A 15,687-nucleotide genomic window follows, 5' to 3' on the forward strand; every position below is an offset into this window, starting at 1 on the left:
TTCTGCCCCGGAATTCCGGGGTCTCACGCCTCGCTAGTCCGCAGATTGTCCGCAGGAATCGACGTCCGTGCCGCGAGCACGCCGTCGACTGCGGCTCGCGTGGAGTCGTCCGAGTCGGGCCAGAGATGCGCGTACGTGTCGAGCGTCGTCTTCGCTGACGCGTGCCGCATCCTGGCCTGAACGACCTTCACGTCGGCACCGGACGCGATGAGTAGCGACGCGAGGTAGTGCCGCAGGTCTTGATACCGGAAGCCCGCAGGCAGGCGGTCGACCTTGCCCCTGGCCTCACGGAAGGCCAGCTCGAGGGTCCACGGCGCGAGCTGCTTGCCCCACATGTTCGTGAGCAGCGTCTCGGCATCGCCAACCGCCTTAGACAGCTCGACCGCCAACGACCGCGGGATCGGTACGGCCGTCTTCGACGTCTCGGTCTTGAGCGGTTCGGACGGGTACTGCACCGCGGGCGTGACGATGCCACGCATGAAGTCGACGTCACCGACCCGCAGCCCGCACGTCTCACCGACCCGGAGCCCGACGAACGCGCCGAGCAGGATCGCCGGCCGCAGGTGCTCAGGCATGGCGTCGTGCAGCGCCCACACCTGCTCGGTCGTCGCGACGTACGGCCGCTGCTTGCCCATCGGTGGCGACGTACGCCGCGAGCACGGATTCCGCGCCACTACCCCGTCGTGCACGGCGTCGTCGTACAACTGCGAGAGACGAGCGTGAAGGGCGTACACGTACGACTCCGCCTTGCCCTCGGCCTTGAGCTTCGCGCACCAGGATCGGACGTGCGACGGGCGTACCGCGTCCAGCCGCATCGCCTCGAAGTGCTCGCGGATCACCGCGATGTGAACCTCGGCCTGTCGGACGGTGGAGTCTCGGCGTGTTCGGTAGCCCTCGATCCAGATATCGCACCACTGACCCACGGTCGTCTTCGCGGTCTTGGGCGCAACGTGCGTCCCGGTGACCAGCTTCGAAGTCTGCTCGTCGAGCCAGTCCTTCGCCTCCACGCGACGGGCAAAGTGTCGGGCGTGTTCCTTGCCTGCCCCGTCCCGGTAGCGCGCACGCCAGCGACCGCTCGGGCGCTTCTTGATGCTGCTGCTACTCATCGGTCTCGTCACCCCATGCCGCACGTGGATCGGTGTGCACGGCTGTGATGCCGCCGCGCCCGATCGGACTGTCCTCGAAGTCGCGGACTCCCCGAGCGGCTACATCGCTCGCGAGGCTGTCGCCGGCCCAATCGTCAGCGTGCTCACGCAGTTGCGCGGGCAGCTCCCCGGCATGCTTCTCGACCAGGAAGGCGAGCGAGCGCCGCAGATATTCCAAGCTCGCGATGCTGGCGCGAGCGCTCTCGGCAGTGTCGATGAGCTGTCGCAGGACCTGGCTCACCTTCTCGGCGGGCTCGACGTCGGGCTGATACAGGTACTCGACGCTGACCGAGAGAGCCTCCGCGATCGCGACCGCCTCGGTCAGCTTCAGCGGACGAGAGCCCTTCTCGATCTTGAGGATCGTCTGCTGTCGGAAGCTCTCGTCGACGTGGCTGGCGAGTTCGGTCTGCGACATGTTGACCGCCTGGCGCAGCTTTCGGATGTTAGCGCCTACCGCCTCGTTCAATCGCTCATCAGTCATAGCCACAACATACACCATCTCGGCGTGTTGGTTCACGCGTTGTTGGTGTGTACCGTTATGGTGTGCTTATCCACACCAGGAGGTTGTGAGCATGACGAAGCTACTTCGAGTCTCGGAGGTCAGCGATCTGACCGGCATCCCCGAGGCCACCCTGCGGTTCTGGCGGCATCAGGGCACCGGCCCGAAGTCCGCCAAGCTCGGCCGGCGCGTCGTCTACCGCGAGGTCGACGTCATCGCGTGGATCGACGCGCAGTTCGACGACAAGGCGACCGCGTGACATGGCGGCTTCGCGAGGGGGTGCGGATCGCGACGCGTACGTGGCGAACTTCCAGCGCAGAGTGATCCAGTCGGCGCTGACCGACGCATCGGTCTGGTACTACCGCCGTCGTGCCGCCACGTTCAACGCGGTCGGTACCACCGAGTGCGACGAGATCGCGACCGCCTGCTCGAATCACGCCGCGTTCATCGAGAGGTACGGCCTCGACCAGGACGAGCTGCTCCGCGACCTGTTCGCCGTCGCCGTGTTCGGCGTCACCGACGAGGAGGTTGCGTAGGTGATCGACGTCAAGTACCCGCTGCCCGCTCGGCAGCCGTACCCACCGTTCAAGGACCCCGACGACTGGCGAGGCTCCCGCGAGACGACCGCATCCGAGTCGAGGGGTGCGCTGATCCGCCAGGTGGTCGACGACGCGACCGCGAACCACATCGGCAAACACGTACACCGCGATCATCCCTGGTGCATCCACTGCGATGTCCGGATCCAGACCAACGGGGCTCCGCCGCCAGAGCCGCACAAGCTGGCCCGCTGGCTACGCGACACCCTCGACGACGCGCAGATCACCGTCACGCCGGATCAGATGGAGCGGGTAGAGGAGGCGTGGAGCCGCGACGAGCTGGCCGACACGCAGGACGGCTACGGCATCCCCGCCGGTTTCGGAATCCCCGACGAGGCCATTCCCGCGATCAACGAGTTCCTGAACGGCCTGGACAGGCACGCGGCCCAGCATTCTGAGGCCAGATACGACGCGCGCGCCCGCGCCACCCGATACCTCATCCTGAACAACCGCCCGCCCGTCGACGACTACGACCCCGATGAGGACGAGGCCAAGTTCGACGCCGAGTTCCTACAGCGCGACGAGCTCGACGACCTGCCCGAAGCCGAGCCACTCATCGAGGGCATCATCCCGCGCCACGCATACGGCATCCTCCGCGGCCGTGACGGCACGTACAAGTCGTTCGTAGCGCTCGACTGGGCGCTCTGCCTCGCCACCGGGCGACCGTGGCAGGGCCGCTACGTCGAGCAGGTCCCCGTGCTGTACATCGCAGGTGAGGGCGCGTACGGACTCGCCTCACGTGTCACCGCATGGGAGCAGGCGAACGACCTCAAGGTCGACACCGAGTGGTTCGTCGTACGCCGCTCCGCACTGAACCTGCACAAGCCCGGCCCCGCGTTCGACCACCTGCTCGCCCATGTCGAGGACGGCAACTACGGCCTCGTCATCGTGGACACGCTGCGACGCGTAGCCGGTGCAGCAGACGGCAACGGATCCGAGATGGGCGCAGTGGTTGACAACCTCGATCGGATCAAGCGCGCAACCGACGAAGGATCGGCTCTCGCACTCGCGCACACCGACAAGGGCGACAACGACACCCGCGGCTACTCCGGGATCGAGGACGACGCCGACTTCGTATGGCACGCCAAGCGCGACGAGGCCAACCTCGAGCTGACCAACACGAAGATGAAGGACGGACCGGACGGTGTGACCGTGCACCTGCGCACGTCGTCCGTCGCCGGCTCCCTCGTGCTGGTCGGGTCCGACGGTATCGACACGAGCAAGACCACCGAGTCCCAACTGACCCTGCTCGACACGCTGCGCAACACCTTCCCCGACGGTGCGCACACGTCGCCGCTGATGAAGGCGTCAGGACTTCCAGAGCGCACGTACTACCGAGCCATAGCTGAGCTGCGAGACGCCGGACACGTGACCAACACCGGCACGAAACAGCGCCCGTTCCACGAACTCGTCCGTTCGGAGGACTGCCATCCACTGCCAAGCGAAGAAACGCCCCTGACCTGCACGACTGCCACGACTGCCACGACTGCCATCAAGCCCGGTGACACTGCCACCACTGCCACCCCTCTTATAGGTGGCAGTGGCAGTCAGGTGGCTGGCACTGAGGAAGAAGCATCATGACCAAGCGCCTGACAATCGAACTCGAAGATGCCGACGACTTCGGCCAGACGATCCGCCTCGTCGGCGATAGCCGCATCGCCGTTGATGACATCGGCCTGATGGTCGACCTGATCGACAGCATCGGCAAGTGGCATCAGAACCACTGCGTGGCCGATGACGAGTGCTGCTGCCAGTTCCGACCCTTTACGCGAGTGGGTATGGACAGATGAAACCCTGCATCCGGTGCGGCGAGATCACCGACGCGACCCGCTGCCCTGACTGTGCTGGTCCGCTGCCATCGGAGGTACGACGCGGCTCGGCTCGCTCACGAGGCTATGACGCGCAGTGGGACAAGCTCTCGGCTCGAGCACGCCGCATGTCTCCGGTCTGCGAGGACTGTGGCGCAGTCGATCGCCTGTCCGTCGACCACTCGCCTGAGGCGTGGAGGCGCAAGGCCGCCGGCAAGCCGATCCGCCTCCGTGACGTCGCCGTGCTGTGCCCGGTCTGCCAGATGGCTCGAGGATCGTCCCGTCCTGGCTCTGAGCGCGCTCGTGAGGCCCTGGGGACAGCACCCGCCGGAAAGGGTCAGGGACCGCGGGGCAAGGCGCAGGGGCAAATGAACTTGACCCTTCAACCTTCCGGGGAGGGCTCGTGAGGTCCGGGAACAAGGGCAAGCTCGAGAACGAGCTCGTGCCGCTGCCGTTCCGGCCTCGGGGCAGGGTCGAGTCTGAGCGGTTCCTGGCGTTCGCGGACAAGTTCCTGAGGGTGCCGAAGGGCACCGGGGCGCGCGGGAAGCTCCACCTGCGCGACTGGCAGGTCGACATTGCTCGTGACGTGCTCGACTCCGGTGCCCGAACGGTCGGCGAGATGCTGCCGCGTGGGTCGGGTAAGACGACGCTCAACGCGGCGTTCGGCCTGTACTGCCTGTTCACGTGGGGTGAGGGTGCCAACGTCGTCGTGGTCGCCGTGGACGAACGACAGGCCGGCCTCGCGTTCTCCGCTGCGCGCCGGATGGTCGAGCTGTCCGAGGACCTGTCGAGCCGCTGCCACGTCTACCGCGACAAGCTCGTACTGCCGCTGACCGACTCCACGTTCCAGGTGCTGCCCGCCACGCCCGCCGCGCTCGAGGGACTCGACTACGTGCTCGCGATCGTGGACGAGGCCGGCGTCGTCTCCCGTGACATGTTCGAGGTCGTCCAGCTCGCGCAGGGCAAGCGGGAACGGTCGGTACTGGTCGCGATCGGCACCCCTGGCCCGAACCTCGACGACCAAGTGCTGTTGAGCCTGCGGGAGTACGCCGCGGAGCACCCCGAGGACCGCTCTCTCATCTTCCGCGAGTGGTCAGCCGCAGGGTTCGAGGATCACCCGGTGGATTGTCGCCACTGCTGGGACCTGAGCAACCCGGCGCTCGGAGACTTCCTCCACGAGGACGCCATGACGGCCCTACTTCCTCCCAAGACACGTGAGGCGACGTTCCGCCGTGCTCGGTTGTGTCAGCTACCCGTCGACGTCGACGGTTCGTTTCTGCCGCCGCATGTGTGGGATGGCCTGAGCACGGGTGAGTCGATCCCGGATGGCTCGCGCGTCGTCGTCAGCCTCGACGGATCGTTCAGCGACGACTCGACTGCGCTGGTGGTCGCGACGGTCTCCCCGACCCCGCATCTCGACGTGGTGAAGGTGTGGGAGAAGCCGGCCGATGATCCCGAGTGGCGCGTGCCGGTCCTCGAGGTCGAGCAGACCATCCGCGACGCCTGCCAGCGCTGGGACGTCGCCGAGGTCGTCGCCGACCCGTTCCGGTACAACCGGACCCTGCAAGTCCTCGAGGCCGAGCGTCTCCCGGTCGTGGAGTTCCCGTGGTCGCCGTCGCGGATCACCGCGGCAACGGGCGACTTCTACAACGCCGCCATCGAGGGACAGCTCACCCATTCCGGTGACGCGACGCTCGCCGCCCACATCGCCGCCGCGGTCCTGCGCGAGGACACGCGCGGCTTCCGTATCGACAAGACCTCACGCTCCCGCCACGCCAAGAAGATCGACTGTGCGGCGGCTGCCCTGATGTGTCACAGCCGAGCCGTCTGGCTCGGCCGCAAGCCCCGCAAGCGGTCGCGATCGTTCGCGGCCTGAATGGAGAACCCATGACCGACAAGTTGCTCGACACCCTGATCAAGAAGCTCGACGCGCCGCAGTCGACGTACGCCGGCCTGGACGCCTACTACGACGGATGCCAGCCGCTGAGCTTCCTCTCACCGGAGGCGAGGACCGCGCTCGGTGACCGTCTGCACCGCGTCTCGGTGAACGTCCCGCGCCTGCTTGTCGAGGCCGTCGCCGAACGTCTCCGCGTGGTCGGATTCGATGGGGCCGACGTCTGGCCGGCGTGGCTGGCGAACGACATGGACCAGCGCGCCGCAGTCGTACACCGCGAGGCCCTGTGCCTCGGAACGTCGTACGTGGCTGTGTGGGGCAACCTCGACGGCTCGGCGCTCATCTCGGCTGAGTCGGCGAAGCAGGTGACGGTCCTGCTCGACCCCGGGACTCGTCGTGTCGTCGCCGCGGTGAAGCGCTGGAACACCGATTCGACCACCGAGGCCACGCTCTGGGAACCGCACCAGGTGACCCGACTACGCGCCAACACCCGCGGAGCCACTACCGGCGGCCTGCGCGTCGTGGACACGCCACTGCCGAACCCGCTCGGCGTGGTACCGGTCGTGCCGTTCGTGAACGCCACACGGATGCTCGACGACGACGGCCGCTCGGAGATGGCCGACGTCCTGTCGCTGACCGATGCCGTTGTGAAACTGACGAGCGATCTCCTCGTGAGCTCCGAGTACACCGCTCGACCTAGGCGTTTCGCGACCGGAATTGAGCTTGAATCCGACGAGGAGACCGGCGAGGCCGTCAACCCCATCCCGGAGGGCGATCGGGCGATGGTCTCGGAGAATCACGAGGCCAAGTTCGGGCAGCTTCCAGGATCCGACCTCGTGGGATACGAGAACGCGATCGGCGTCATCATGCGCCAGATCAGTGCCGTGTCCGGCCTTCCCGAGCACATGCTCGGAATCGGTGGCGACAACCCGACCTCTGCCGATTCCATCCGCGCATCCGAGGCCGCACTCACCGCACGCGCCGAGGCCCGCCAGCAGGCGTTCGGGCGTAGCTGGGAGGAAGTCATGCGGCTGGCCGCCGCGGTCGCCGGCAAGGTCGCTCCCGGCTCCGTAGACGTCCGTGTCCGTTGGGCCGATGCCGCCACGCGTTCGGTTGCTCAGGAGGCCGACGCCGCAGTCAAGCTGGTGCAGGCCGGCGTCCTGCCCGCGTCGTACGCACTGCGCAAGCTCGGGTACTCCGAGGACGAGATCACCGAGATTCGACAGGCCCGCCGGGTCGAGTCGGTCGACGCGCTCGGAGTCGACCTCGGTCAGGTCGTGACGTCGTGACGGCCCCGACCGAGCAGGTTCCGCCGAGTGCCGAGGGCGTGCTGTTCCAGCAGTACGCCGACAGCCTCGCGACGCTGGCCGAGCGCGCAGGCGTCGCACTGTTGGCGCAGTGGATCGCGGGCGCATTGTCAGACATGGCCTGGCAGACACAGCTTGCCCGTCTGTTCATCCGGGTCAACCGGGGCGGCACCGTCGTGGCCGACCTCTACGCCGCTCGACAGTTGCGCCTCATGGGCATTGAAGCCTCGCCGCTCGGCCTGAGCCTGCCCGACGACGTAGCCGAGGTCCAGCGCCTCACGAAGGCGGTCACGACGCTGAGCGAGGCCCTGGACGACCCGGAGTCCCTCGAGCCTCGCGTCGTACGGGTGGCCCGCTCCGAACCCGTCAACGCCATGCAGCAAGGCGTCGTACGCGCCTACGCCGAGCACGGCGTCGGAGGCTACCGACGTGGCCTCGACGCCGACCCCTGCGAGCTGTGTGTCTGGCTCGCGAAGAAGCACCTCGACCCGGCCGGGTACATCTACGCGGCCGGCACCCCGTTCCACCGGCATCCCGGATGCCAGTGCGAACCCGTCCCGGTGACCGCATGACCAGCCGGACCGACGACACCTGGACCGAGGCGTGGCGACGTCACGCCCGCGAGTACGACCCGATCCACACCATGACCGAGGACCTCGACGGGCAACCGCTCGGCGTGACCCGGCACCGGGTGCGCGGATTCATCATCTCGGCCGACCAGATGGCCGCGATCGCCAACGACGAAAGGAAACCCCATGATGACCACTGACACCAGCACCGAGGCCACCGAAGCCACGGAGACGCCGCAGGACTCGCCCGAGAGCGACGAGCAGACCACCGAGGAGACCGAGGGCCGCAAGGGCAACCCGGAGGCCGCACGCTACCGCGTGGAGCGCAACGAGGCCCGCGCCGAACGTGACAACCTGCTCGAGCGTGTGACCTCACTACAGGGTGCCGAGGTCGCCCGCCTCGCGACGGGACCCGGCAAGCTCCACGACGGATCCGACCTCGCGTTCTCCGACGCCCTGCTCGACGAGGACGGCAACGTGGACCCCGAGAAGGTCGCCGCCGCGGTCGCCGAGCTCGTCGAGTCAAAGCCGCACCTAGGCCAGGCCGCGTACGGCGGGGACGTCGGACTCGGCAACCGTGGAGGGTCCGACACGTCGACCACCTGGGCGAGCGTGATCCGCGGCTAGGTACCCCTGTCGGGTACCATTGGGGAGTCGGGACAGGTGCAGGCATCGTCCCGGCTCCCCTCGCTAGAGCGAGACCGTGTGAGGCGTTGACCGCCCGCGGCATCCGAAGTCCCCGAATCCCGGAGGACTCCTCGTGATCATCGTTAGCGGAGGAATCGCACTCATGGCCATGTACACCACCACCGACGACGTAGGCGGCCTGCTCCCCGAGCAGATCGGCGCGCTCGTCGTCCAGCCAGTCATCGACGGATCGGTCGCCGCTCAGATCGGCACCGTCGTCACCATCGGGAGCACGACCTACCGAGTCCCGCTCGTCACCGCAGACCCGGCCGCCGCATGGGTAGCCGAGGGCGCGGAGATCAGCCCGGCAGACGCCACGATGGACGAGCTCGAGTGCACGCCGTCCAAGGTCGCCGGCCTGACGATCATCTCTCGTGAGCTTGCCGAGGACTCGAGCCCCGCGGCTCAGCAGGTCGTCGGCGACGGACTCGCCCGCGACATTGCCCGCAAGGTCGACGCAGCGTTCTTCGACGCCGACGGGGCGACCACCAACGGCCCCGGAGGTCTCGAGGCGCTCACCATGTCGACCGCGAACTACGCGGCCGACGGTCCGGCGAACCTCGATTGGGCGGCCGAGGCGATCAGCAAGTCGGAGCAGAAGGGCGGCAGCCTGACGTCGTTCGTCACCGACCCCGCGACCGCGCTCGTGCTCGCGAAGGTCAAGGAAGGTACCGCGTCCAACGCGCCGCTGCTCGGTCGGGACGCGACCAGCGCCACGAGTCGTTCCGTGCTCGGCGTGCCGCTGCTCGTGTCCTCGTCTGTCACCGCCGGCACCATCTACGGCATCGACTCCCGGTTCGTGCAGGTCGTCGTCCGCGACAACACGAGGCTGGAAGTCGACAAGTCGGCGTACTTCTCGAGCGATCGCGTGGGCGTCAAGGCCACGATGCGCGTGGGCTTCGCGTTCACGCACCCGCTCGCGCTGGTCAAGGTCACCGAGAGCGCCTGAGCATGGCTGAGCCGACCGCTACCGGCGTCGTGGCGTTCCTGGGGAGACCTGGGGACGCCGCGACGCTGGCGCTCGCGACAGAGCACCTGCCGACCGTCCGGGCGATGGTGCGCGCATACACGCGTGGCAAGGGCTTCGACACGTCCACCGACGTACCGGCCGACGACCTCGCGGCCGTCATCGTCTCCTCGTGCGCGCGTCTCGTCGTCAATCCGACCGGCACCGTCGAGGAGTCCATCGGCGAGCTGACGATCCGCCACGGCACATTCTCAGGCTGGACCCTGCCCGAGCTCGCCGTACTCCACCAGTACCGCAAGCGGGCGCTATGAGGCCCAACGTCGAGCTGCTCCGCGGCCGGATCGGTGACCTGCTCACCGACACCGGCACGATCAGCTACGACACCGGCGAGACCGAGTTCGACGAGGAGACAGGCGAGGAGACACCCATCTTCGCCGACCGGTACGTCGGCCCGATGCTCGTACGCCCGCAGTACGCCACCCCGGCCGAGTTCGATGCCGGCGGCGCACAGTGGACCGTCAGCCGCTACGACGTCACGCTGCCCGCCGACACCGACGTGAGGATCGGCGACCGCGTGCAGGTCGAGTCCACGTTCGATACCAAGCTCGCCGACACGTTCGTCTACATCACCGACGTGCGGCTCGACCAGTGGCAGATCGCTCGATTCTGCATCGCCGAAAAGTCGAGCTCGTAGAAGACCGGCGTCAACGCCACCGGCCCGCGCGGGGACTCCATGAAGTCGCTCACCCGCCGGAACCGGAACGATGGTGCGAGAGCGGTTCCCTATCCTTTCGACCGCGGCGACCGCACCAGCGCCGAACAGAACGCCACCCCTGCAACCGAAGTCGTCCGGGGGTGGCGTTCTACTGCTCGTGTGGGGTCCCGGTGTCCGCAGAAAGTCCGCAAGACGTTCACAAACCGCCAACGCTGCCAATCGCTACAGATAGGCGTTTGTGCAGGTCAGGGTGCATATCCAACGATTGCCAATCACTGCCGACACGCCGAGTAGAGTTCGAGCTCTACTTCGACATCTGATTCGTCTGCGTTTTGGAGAGTTTGGGTCGGTTTCAGCATGCGCAAACCGACCCAAACTCTCCAAAACGGGAACGCTGGCGGTCAGATCCGCTGGTATGGCAGGCGCTCGGTCGCCCAGCCCCAGGCGATGCGCTCCTGCTCCAGCCGGACGGCGTTGCCGTAGCGGTCGGTCACCAGATCCGTGTAGACCGAAGCCTCGTCGGTCGCGAGGCGCCCAAGCCGAGCACTGGTCGGCCCGGTCTCGCTCCCCCACCGCTGACGATGCTCGAGGAGCGTCGCTCGGTCCATCAGGAACGACTCGGTCTGTGGAAGCCACGCCCGCAGCTGATCGAGGATGGCGAAACCGTGGGTGTCGAGGTCACCCCAGTACCAAACCGGCACATCGGCCAGCCAGCGCAGCGCACCCACCCGGTCCACATCGAATCCCTTACCCCACAGCAACACGCCATCGTTCGGAGGATCGAGACTGAGGAAGGTCACTTCGTTCTCGACGACCACGGCGCAACCTACGCCGACCTGGAGACCAGCGATCTCGTCGACCCGGAACGTCGCCTCGGTGACGCTGCGCGGCAGGCCGAGGAACCCCGGGCAGAAGCGCATCCGGACTGTGTCCGGCTTGGCGGCCAGGCCGAGGTCGCGAGCGAACGCCGACGGTCTCCTGCCCGCCCCTAGGAGTTGGCCGAGCACTGGCCGATGCCGCTCGACGAACTTGGTGTCCACGCCCGGCGCATCGATCGTACGCAAGTACAGCCCCGAGCCTCGTGCGGCCGCGAGCCACCGGTACGCAGCGAGCAAACTCTCCCAGTCGTCGGTTGCGTCCAGCGACTTGAGCGGGTGATCGCCGACCCATGCTCGTACGACCGGGAGGTCGCTCACCAGCTCGAGGATTTCGACGTACGAGGCGACCCTTCGCTTCGCGCCGAGAAGTGCCCACGCCTGGTCGTAGCTGGTCAGGCGGGCGCGGGTTGGGAACCGATTGCGCCCGATCTCACGACCCCCGATCACGCTCCACTCGATCTCGAAGCATTCGCCCTGACGGCTCGCGTCCTCGAGAGCGGCGATCCAATCCCGCACCGCGCCGACATCCACCCCGATCTCGCTCACTTTGGGTCCACGGATTGGGAAGTCTTGCGCGGGGAAGTCCTCGCCGGCGGCCAGTGCCCGCAACAACGTCTGGTCGTCCCAGCGACGCTGCACCTTGGCCCTGACGTCGGCCGGCGTGGTCCAACGCGTCACTCGGCACGCTCCACCCGGCGTCGTTCGTGAAACTCCTCGATCGTCAGCGTCTGCAGCCGCGAGTTGTTTCCGGACGGGTTGTCGACGAACCCGATCGCCCGGACGTACGGCTCGATCACATGCACCTTCTGCAGAGGTGTGATCACGAGCAACTGCAGCCCCAGCTTGGCGAACAGGTCGAGGGCGTAACGCGTCGACTGATCCGACCCTCGCCCGAACGCCTCGTCGATCACCGCGAATCGGAAGTCGCGCGACTCCTTGACACCCCAATCCAGGCCGAACTGGTACGCCAGTGAGGCGGCGAGGATGGTGTAAGCGAGCTTCTCCTTCTGCCCGCCGGACTTGCCGTCCGAATCACGGTAGTGCTCATGCTCCTCATCGGTCTCCCGGTCGCGCTCGGACGCGGAGAAGGTGAACCAGTTGCGCACGTCGGTGACCTTCGCGGTCCACGCCTTGTCGGAGTCGGTGTGGCCCTCTCTCCCGCGGAATCGCTCGATGATCCGCTGCACGTCGAGGAACCGCTGTTCGGAATAGCGATCATCCTGCGGCGTGAGGGTGTCGCCGGTCGCGTCGCGCAGGTCGGTCTGGAACTGCCGGACGTCGGTGTTGGGCGTCGCCTCGGGTTCGAGCCGGATGATCCGACCTGGGCTGTAGTCGATGGCGGCGAGTGCGTCGTTGATGGTGGCGACGCGGTCATGGATGACGTCGCGCTGTCGCCGCAACCAGTTGTTGAATCCGGCGAGCTCCTTGATCGTCTCCGTGTTGAGCTGCCGCTTGAAGTCCTCCTCGAACCTCGGCAGGTCATCGTCGCGCACGCGGTCGTGGAAGGCCCGGAACTCGGCCCTCGCTCCGATGTCGGTGTCCATCTCCGTGGTGGACTCGGGCCACCGGCGTCGAACCTCGGCCATGTGCCGGAGTGTGTTGGTGGCTTGAGCGTTCATCTGCTGGGTGAGGCGCTCGATCCGTCCGCCCAGCTCCGCGGTCAGCCCGCTCTCCGCCGCGGCACAGTCGTCGGAACGGGTCGGATGATCACTACCGAGTCGGTTGGTGAGAGCGTCGTACGACGCTCGCGTGCCGGTCAGGTACGCGCGGTCAGTCGCGGCGAGAAGCGATCGGTCCTGCTCCCGGGCCCCCTCGGCACGATCGATGCGTTCGCCCACGCGCGCGATGTCCTGCTGGGCCTGCTTCTCGTGGCCCTCGATTTCGCGGATCGCGGTGCCGACCTCGGTCATGCGCCGTTCGATCTCGGCCAGTTCCGACGAGCCGGCGAGCCGACGCTCGCGCTCCGTACGTGCCAAGGCCGCACGCTGCTCGGCCTCTTCAACGTCGAGCTCAGTCCAGGATGAGTACTCCGCGAGGCGTTCCAACGCTGTCTCTCGACTGCGGATCGCGTCACGTTCGGCGTCCACCTTCTCGGCGGCCCGGTCGACCTCGGCCAACTGGGACTCCAACTCCGCGACATGCGACTCGAGTGCCTCGATCTTGCGTTCGTTGGCCCAGCCGAGTAGCCAATGGCGTGGGTCGTCCGCGCGGTACCGGTCGTCCTTCTCGTGCCGGTCTCCGGAACGTACCTGCCCCTCGCGGGTGACCGCACGCATCGCTTCGCGGAACTCGTCCAGCGTCTCGGCGCAGCGATGCCCCGCGCGGCGGTTGAGCTGCGATCGGAGGTAGTCCTCGAACCGGCCGCCAGCCACTTCGAGCGTCTCGGCGAGGATCAGACCGCCCTCCTCGCCGTGGGGCTGGAGCCCGACACTGCGGTGCGGCACTCGCTCGTACACCAGCCGCATCCCGAGGTGCCGCTCGTTGACCCACTGTGACACGGCTTGATAGTGCTGCTGATCGACGAGCAGCGACTGGGCGAATCCGCGGAGTACGCGTTCCGCGGCGCCGCGCCACTGTTCGTACCCCTCGGCGACGTCGATGAGCTCGCCGGCGAACGGCAGATCGTCGACGTCGAGTCCGAGGTCGCGGCAGAGTGCCTCGCGTACCGCCAGCTGGTTCCGACCGAGGTTGCTGCGTCGTCCGCGCAGGCTCTCGATGTCCTCCTTGGTCTCCTGCGTCGCCTCACGTATCCGTGATCGCTCGCTGAGTCGCTCGGCGACGGCGTGATCCAGCCGCTTGCGTTCCTCGGCGATCCCGGCCAGCTCAGCCGTTGCCTGCTCGCCGACACGGACGAACCCGTCGGCATCGGTGACCTCGGCGAGGCCGGCGTCGGCGAGGTGGCCGGCATAGCGTGCGCGCCGTCCGGCTCGCGCCTCGGCTTCCTCGCGCGCGATCCGCTCCAGCCGTTCGAGCTCGCCGATCCGGTCACCACCGGCGGCAGCGCGTTCGCCGATCAGTCCGTCGCGCTCGCTCACCAGCGTTACTCGCCGCGCGGCCAACTCCTCGGCTTCGCGGTTGGCGCGAGCCGACTCGGCCTTGTGCGCCTCCAACTCCTCGTCGAGGAGCCGCAGCCGGAGCTCGGCGATGTAGAGGCGTACGGCCTCGCGTTGCCGGTCGAGTCCGGCGCGTTGTTCGAGCGCCGTGTCGTACTTGTCGGCCGCGTCGACCAGCGGGATCAGCGCGGCGAGCTGCTCGCGTGCCCGGGTCACTGCCTCGTGGGCCTTCGTGAGGTCGTCGAAGTGACCCACGATGTCACGCACCCGCGCGGAGGAGTCTGCGGGCTCGAGCATGTGGTCGCGCACGAACTCGTTCAGGTTGCCGACGGACTTCATCGACACGGTCTGGCCGAACAGCTCGAGGGCCTGGTCAGACCTGATGCCGAGCAACCGCCGGAGTCGCCGGGAGTACTCCGGGTAGTTGTTGCTGATTTCGCAGCCCGCCCCGCGCAGCCGCTTACGGAGCTGATTGAGGTCGGTGCCGAAGTCGGTGAAGTCCGGATCGATCGCCAGCGACTTGATGGCGGTGACGAAGAACCGGTCTGGTTGGCCCTTGTCGCGCTGCTTCTGGTGGAAGACCTGAGCGAGGGTGACCTCCTCGTCGTATCCCGCGTTGACGAAGACGCCGAGGACGACGGAGTACGACCGATGGTCACGCAACCCGATCGGCCGGGAGGTGCCTGTGGCCTCGTTGCGCTCGGACTTGAAGTGGCCCTCAACGTAGCTGCGCAGGGTGCGCTCTTTCGACTCGGCACCGGCGGCCTTGTTGTACGTGATCTTGTTGGCCGGCAGGAGCAGCGTCGTGACGGCATCGACCAGGGTGGACTTGCCGCTGCCGATGTCGCCGGTGAGCAGGGAGGTTTCTCCGTCGGGCGTCAGGCGCCAGACCCGCTGGTCGAACGTGCCCCAGTTGTAGACCTCGATCCGCTGCAACCGGTAGCCCGCTCGGGAATCATCGGCGAGCCCGGCAGCAGAGAAGAGCCCGTCACTCATCGGCATCGCCCCGCAGTCCCGCGGCGTACTCCTCGAGCTTGGCAGCGTAGTCGCCCAGCGTCTCGGCATCGACGTACGCCTTCAGCACCCGCCGGACCTCCCACTGGTCACTGCTCCCCTGCAAGGGGCGAAGGAAGCCTATATCTGCCACCTGCTTGATGGTCGTGTCGACCTTGTCGATCATCCGTGCCTCGTGGGAGGACTCGGGCAGGAACGTACGCAACTCGTCGACGATCTGGTCGCGACTCAGGACCAGCTTGCCGTCGATTGCCACGGTGTCGAACTCCACGAGCCGCTTACGTAGCAGCACCAGCAAGAGGCTCTGCGAATGGGTGAGAGCACGGCGGCGTACCAGCCGTGGCAAAGGCTCCTCACCATCGTCCTCGGGCTGGGACTTGAGGTAGGCGTAGCCTGCCGTGTCGTCGACGACGACATCGACGCCGAGAGTGGCGAAGTGATCACGTACGGCGGCGCCGTGCCGGTCGAGTGTCTCCCACCCCGACTCGTGGGTCTCGCGATAGACGACACCACGCATCAGCTCGATGATGGTGGTGGCCACGGCATGTTCCTCGG

General features: G+C 67.2%; 17 protein-coding genes. 12 read left to right on the plus strand and 5 right to left on the minus strand.

The genetic code is table 11. From position 1 onward, the window contains the following. Positions 1-23 precede the first annotated feature (23 nt). Together L0C25_RS23665 and L0C25_RS23670 are read right to left on the minus strand one after the other, a co-directional pair. Entirely contained in the window at positions 24-1,106 is a 1,083-nt protein-coding gene (locus tag L0C25_RS23665) for a tyrosine-type recombinase/integrase (protein ID WP_271634292.1), read from the minus strand. Continuing rightward, positions 1,099-1,626, minus strand: a complete 528-nt coding sequence (locus tag L0C25_RS23670) for a helix-turn-helix transcriptional regulator (protein ID WP_271634293.1) — start codon at positions 1,624-1,626, stop codon at positions 1,099-1,101. Before L0C25_RS23670 ends, L0C25_RS23665 begins: the two co-directional genes overlap by 8 nt. A 91-nt stretch (positions 1,627-1,717) precedes the next feature. On the opposite strand from L0C25_RS23670, the gene L0C25_RS23675 reads away from it, so the two are divergent. The 12 genes from L0C25_RS23675 (at position 1,718) to L0C25_RS23730 (ending at position 10,166) form a co-directional block, all read left to right on the plus strand. Beyond that, on the plus strand, positions 1,718-1,903 hold the full coding sequence (locus L0C25_RS23675; protein WP_271634294.1) for a helix-turn-helix transcriptional regulator: 186 nt from the start codon (positions 1,718-1,720) through the stop codon (positions 1,901-1,903). A 1-nt stretch (position 1,904) separates the two neighbouring features. Continuing rightward, entirely contained in the window at positions 1,905-2,180 is a 276-nt protein-coding gene (locus L0C25_RS23680; RefSeq protein ID WP_271634295.1) for a hypothetical protein, read from the plus strand. Further along, positions 2,181-3,821: an AAA family ATPase gene (locus L0C25_RS23685; RefSeq protein WP_271634296.1), complete on the plus strand. Its 1,641-nt coding sequence runs from the start codon at positions 2,181-2,183 to the stop codon at positions 3,819-3,821. Continuing rightward, the gene (locus L0C25_RS23690) at positions 3,818-4,030 is read left to right on the plus strand and encodes a hypothetical protein (RefSeq protein ID WP_271634297.1); all 213 of its coding nucleotides are present in this window, start codon (positions 3,818-3,820) and stop codon (positions 4,028-4,030) included. The genes L0C25_RS23685 and L0C25_RS23690 overlap by 4 nt, the downstream gene beginning before the upstream one ends. A 421-nt stretch (positions 4,031-4,451) precedes the next feature. Further along, positions 4,452-5,924 (plus strand): terminase large subunit domain-containing protein, encoded by a 1,473-nt coding sequence (locus L0C25_RS23695; protein ID WP_271634298.1) that lies wholly within the window; start codon positions 4,452-4,454, stop codon positions 5,922-5,924. Between the two features lie 11 nt (positions 5,925-5,935). Beyond that, positions 5,936-7,231 (plus strand): phage portal protein, encoded by a 1,296-nt coding sequence (locus tag L0C25_RS23700; RefSeq protein WP_271634299.1) that lies wholly within the window; start codon positions 5,936-5,938, stop codon positions 7,229-7,231. Beyond that, on the plus strand, positions 7,228-7,821 hold the full coding sequence (locus L0C25_RS23705) for a hypothetical protein (RefSeq protein WP_271634300.1): 594 nt from the start codon (positions 7,228-7,230) through the stop codon (positions 7,819-7,821). The genes L0C25_RS23700 and L0C25_RS23705 overlap by 4 nt, the downstream gene beginning before the upstream one ends. Beyond that, positions 7,818-8,018, plus strand: a complete 201-nt coding sequence (locus L0C25_RS23710; protein WP_271634301.1) for a hypothetical protein — start codon at positions 7,818-7,820, stop codon at positions 8,016-8,018. The genes L0C25_RS23705 and L0C25_RS23710 overlap by 4 nt, the downstream gene beginning before the upstream one ends. Continuing rightward, positions 8,005-8,445 (plus strand): hypothetical protein, encoded by a 441-nt coding sequence (locus tag L0C25_RS23715; RefSeq protein WP_271634302.1) that lies wholly within the window; start codon positions 8,005-8,007, stop codon positions 8,443-8,445. The genes L0C25_RS23710 and L0C25_RS23715 overlap by 14 nt, the downstream gene beginning before the upstream one ends. A 163-nt stretch (positions 8,446-8,608) precedes the next feature. Continuing rightward, positions 8,609-9,454, plus strand: a complete 846-nt coding sequence (locus tag L0C25_RS23720) for a phage major capsid protein (RefSeq protein WP_271634303.1) — start codon at positions 8,609-8,611, stop codon at positions 9,452-9,454. A 2-nt stretch (positions 9,455-9,456) separates the two neighbouring features. Continuing rightward, on the plus strand, positions 9,457-9,783 hold the full coding sequence (locus L0C25_RS23725) for a hypothetical protein (RefSeq protein WP_271634304.1): 327 nt from the start codon (positions 9,457-9,459) through the stop codon (positions 9,781-9,783). Continuing rightward, positions 9,780-10,166 carry a DUF6093 family protein gene (locus tag L0C25_RS23730; RefSeq protein ID WP_271634305.1) on the plus strand — a complete coding sequence of 129 codons (387 nt, stop codon included), beginning with the start codon at positions 9,780-9,782 and terminating at the stop codon, positions 10,164-10,166. The genes L0C25_RS23725 and L0C25_RS23730 overlap by 4 nt, the downstream gene beginning before the upstream one ends. Positions 10,167-10,588: 422 nt before the next feature. On the opposite strand, the gene L0C25_RS23735 is transcribed toward L0C25_RS23730, so the two are convergent. From L0C25_RS23735 to L0C25_RS23745, 3 genes are read right to left on the minus strand one after another with little or no spacing between them, the layout of a single operon-like run. Next, positions 10,589-11,743, minus strand: a complete 1,155-nt coding sequence (locus L0C25_RS23735) for a DUF3322 domain-containing protein (RefSeq protein WP_271634306.1) — start codon at positions 11,741-11,743, stop codon at positions 10,589-10,591. Further along, a complete protein-coding gene (locus tag L0C25_RS23740; RefSeq protein ID WP_271634307.1) occupies positions 11,740-15,114 on the minus strand; it encodes an ATP-binding protein in 3,375 nt (1,124 codons plus the stop codon). Before L0C25_RS23740 ends, L0C25_RS23735 begins: the two co-directional genes overlap by 4 nt. Then, on the minus strand, positions 15,107-15,673 hold the full coding sequence (locus L0C25_RS23745) for a DUF4194 domain-containing protein (RefSeq protein ID WP_271634308.1): 567 nt from the start codon (positions 15,671-15,673) through the stop codon (positions 15,107-15,109). Before L0C25_RS23745 ends, L0C25_RS23740 begins: the two co-directional genes overlap by 8 nt. Positions 15,674-15,687: the final 14 nt, after the last annotated feature.

The organism is Solicola gregarius (assembly GCF_025790165.1).
GTDB lineage: Bacteria > Actinomycetota > Actinomycetes > Propionibacteriales > Nocardioidaceae > Solicola > Solicola gregarius.

Coding starts and splice junctions, on each gene's coding strand:
- L0C25_RS23665 (WP_271634292.1), bottom strand. CDS start 1,106: ATGAGTAGCAGCAGCATCAAGAAGCGCCCGAGCGGTCGCTGGCGTGCG.
- L0C25_RS23670 (WP_271634293.1), bottom strand. CDS start 1,626: ATGACTGATGAGCGATTGAACGAGGCGGTAGGCGCTAACATCCGAAAG.
- L0C25_RS23675 (WP_271634294.1), top strand. CDS start 1,718: ATGACGAAGCTACTTCGAGTCTCGGAGGTCAGCGATCTGACCGGCATC.
- L0C25_RS23680 (WP_271634295.1), top strand. CDS start 1,905: ATGGCGGCTTCGCGAGGGGGTGCGGATCGCGACGCGTACGTGGCGAAC.
- L0C25_RS23690 (WP_271634297.1), top strand. CDS start 3,818: ATGACCAAGCGCCTGACAATCGAACTCGAAGATGCCGACGACTTCGGC.
- L0C25_RS23700 (WP_271634299.1), top strand. CDS start 5,936: ATGACCGACAAGTTGCTCGACACCCTGATCAAGAAGCTCGACGCGCCG.
- L0C25_RS23710 (WP_271634301.1), top strand. CDS start 7,818: ATGACCAGCCGGACCGACGACACCTGGACCGAGGCGTGGCGACGTCAC.
- L0C25_RS23715 (WP_271634302.1), top strand. CDS start 8,005: ATGATGACCACTGACACCAGCACCGAGGCCACCGAAGCCACGGAGACG.
- L0C25_RS23720 (WP_271634303.1), top strand. CDS start 8,609: ATGGCCATGTACACCACCACCGACGACGTAGGCGGCCTGCTCCCCGAG.
- L0C25_RS23725 (WP_271634304.1), top strand. CDS start 9,457: ATGGCTGAGCCGACCGCTACCGGCGTCGTGGCGTTCCTGGGGAGACCT.
- L0C25_RS23730 (WP_271634305.1), top strand. CDS start 9,780: ATGAGGCCCAACGTCGAGCTGCTCCGCGGCCGGATCGGTGACCTGCTC.
- L0C25_RS23740 (WP_271634307.1), bottom strand. CDS start 15,114: ATGAGTGACGGGCTCTTCTCTGCTGCCGGGCTCGCCGATGATTCCCGA.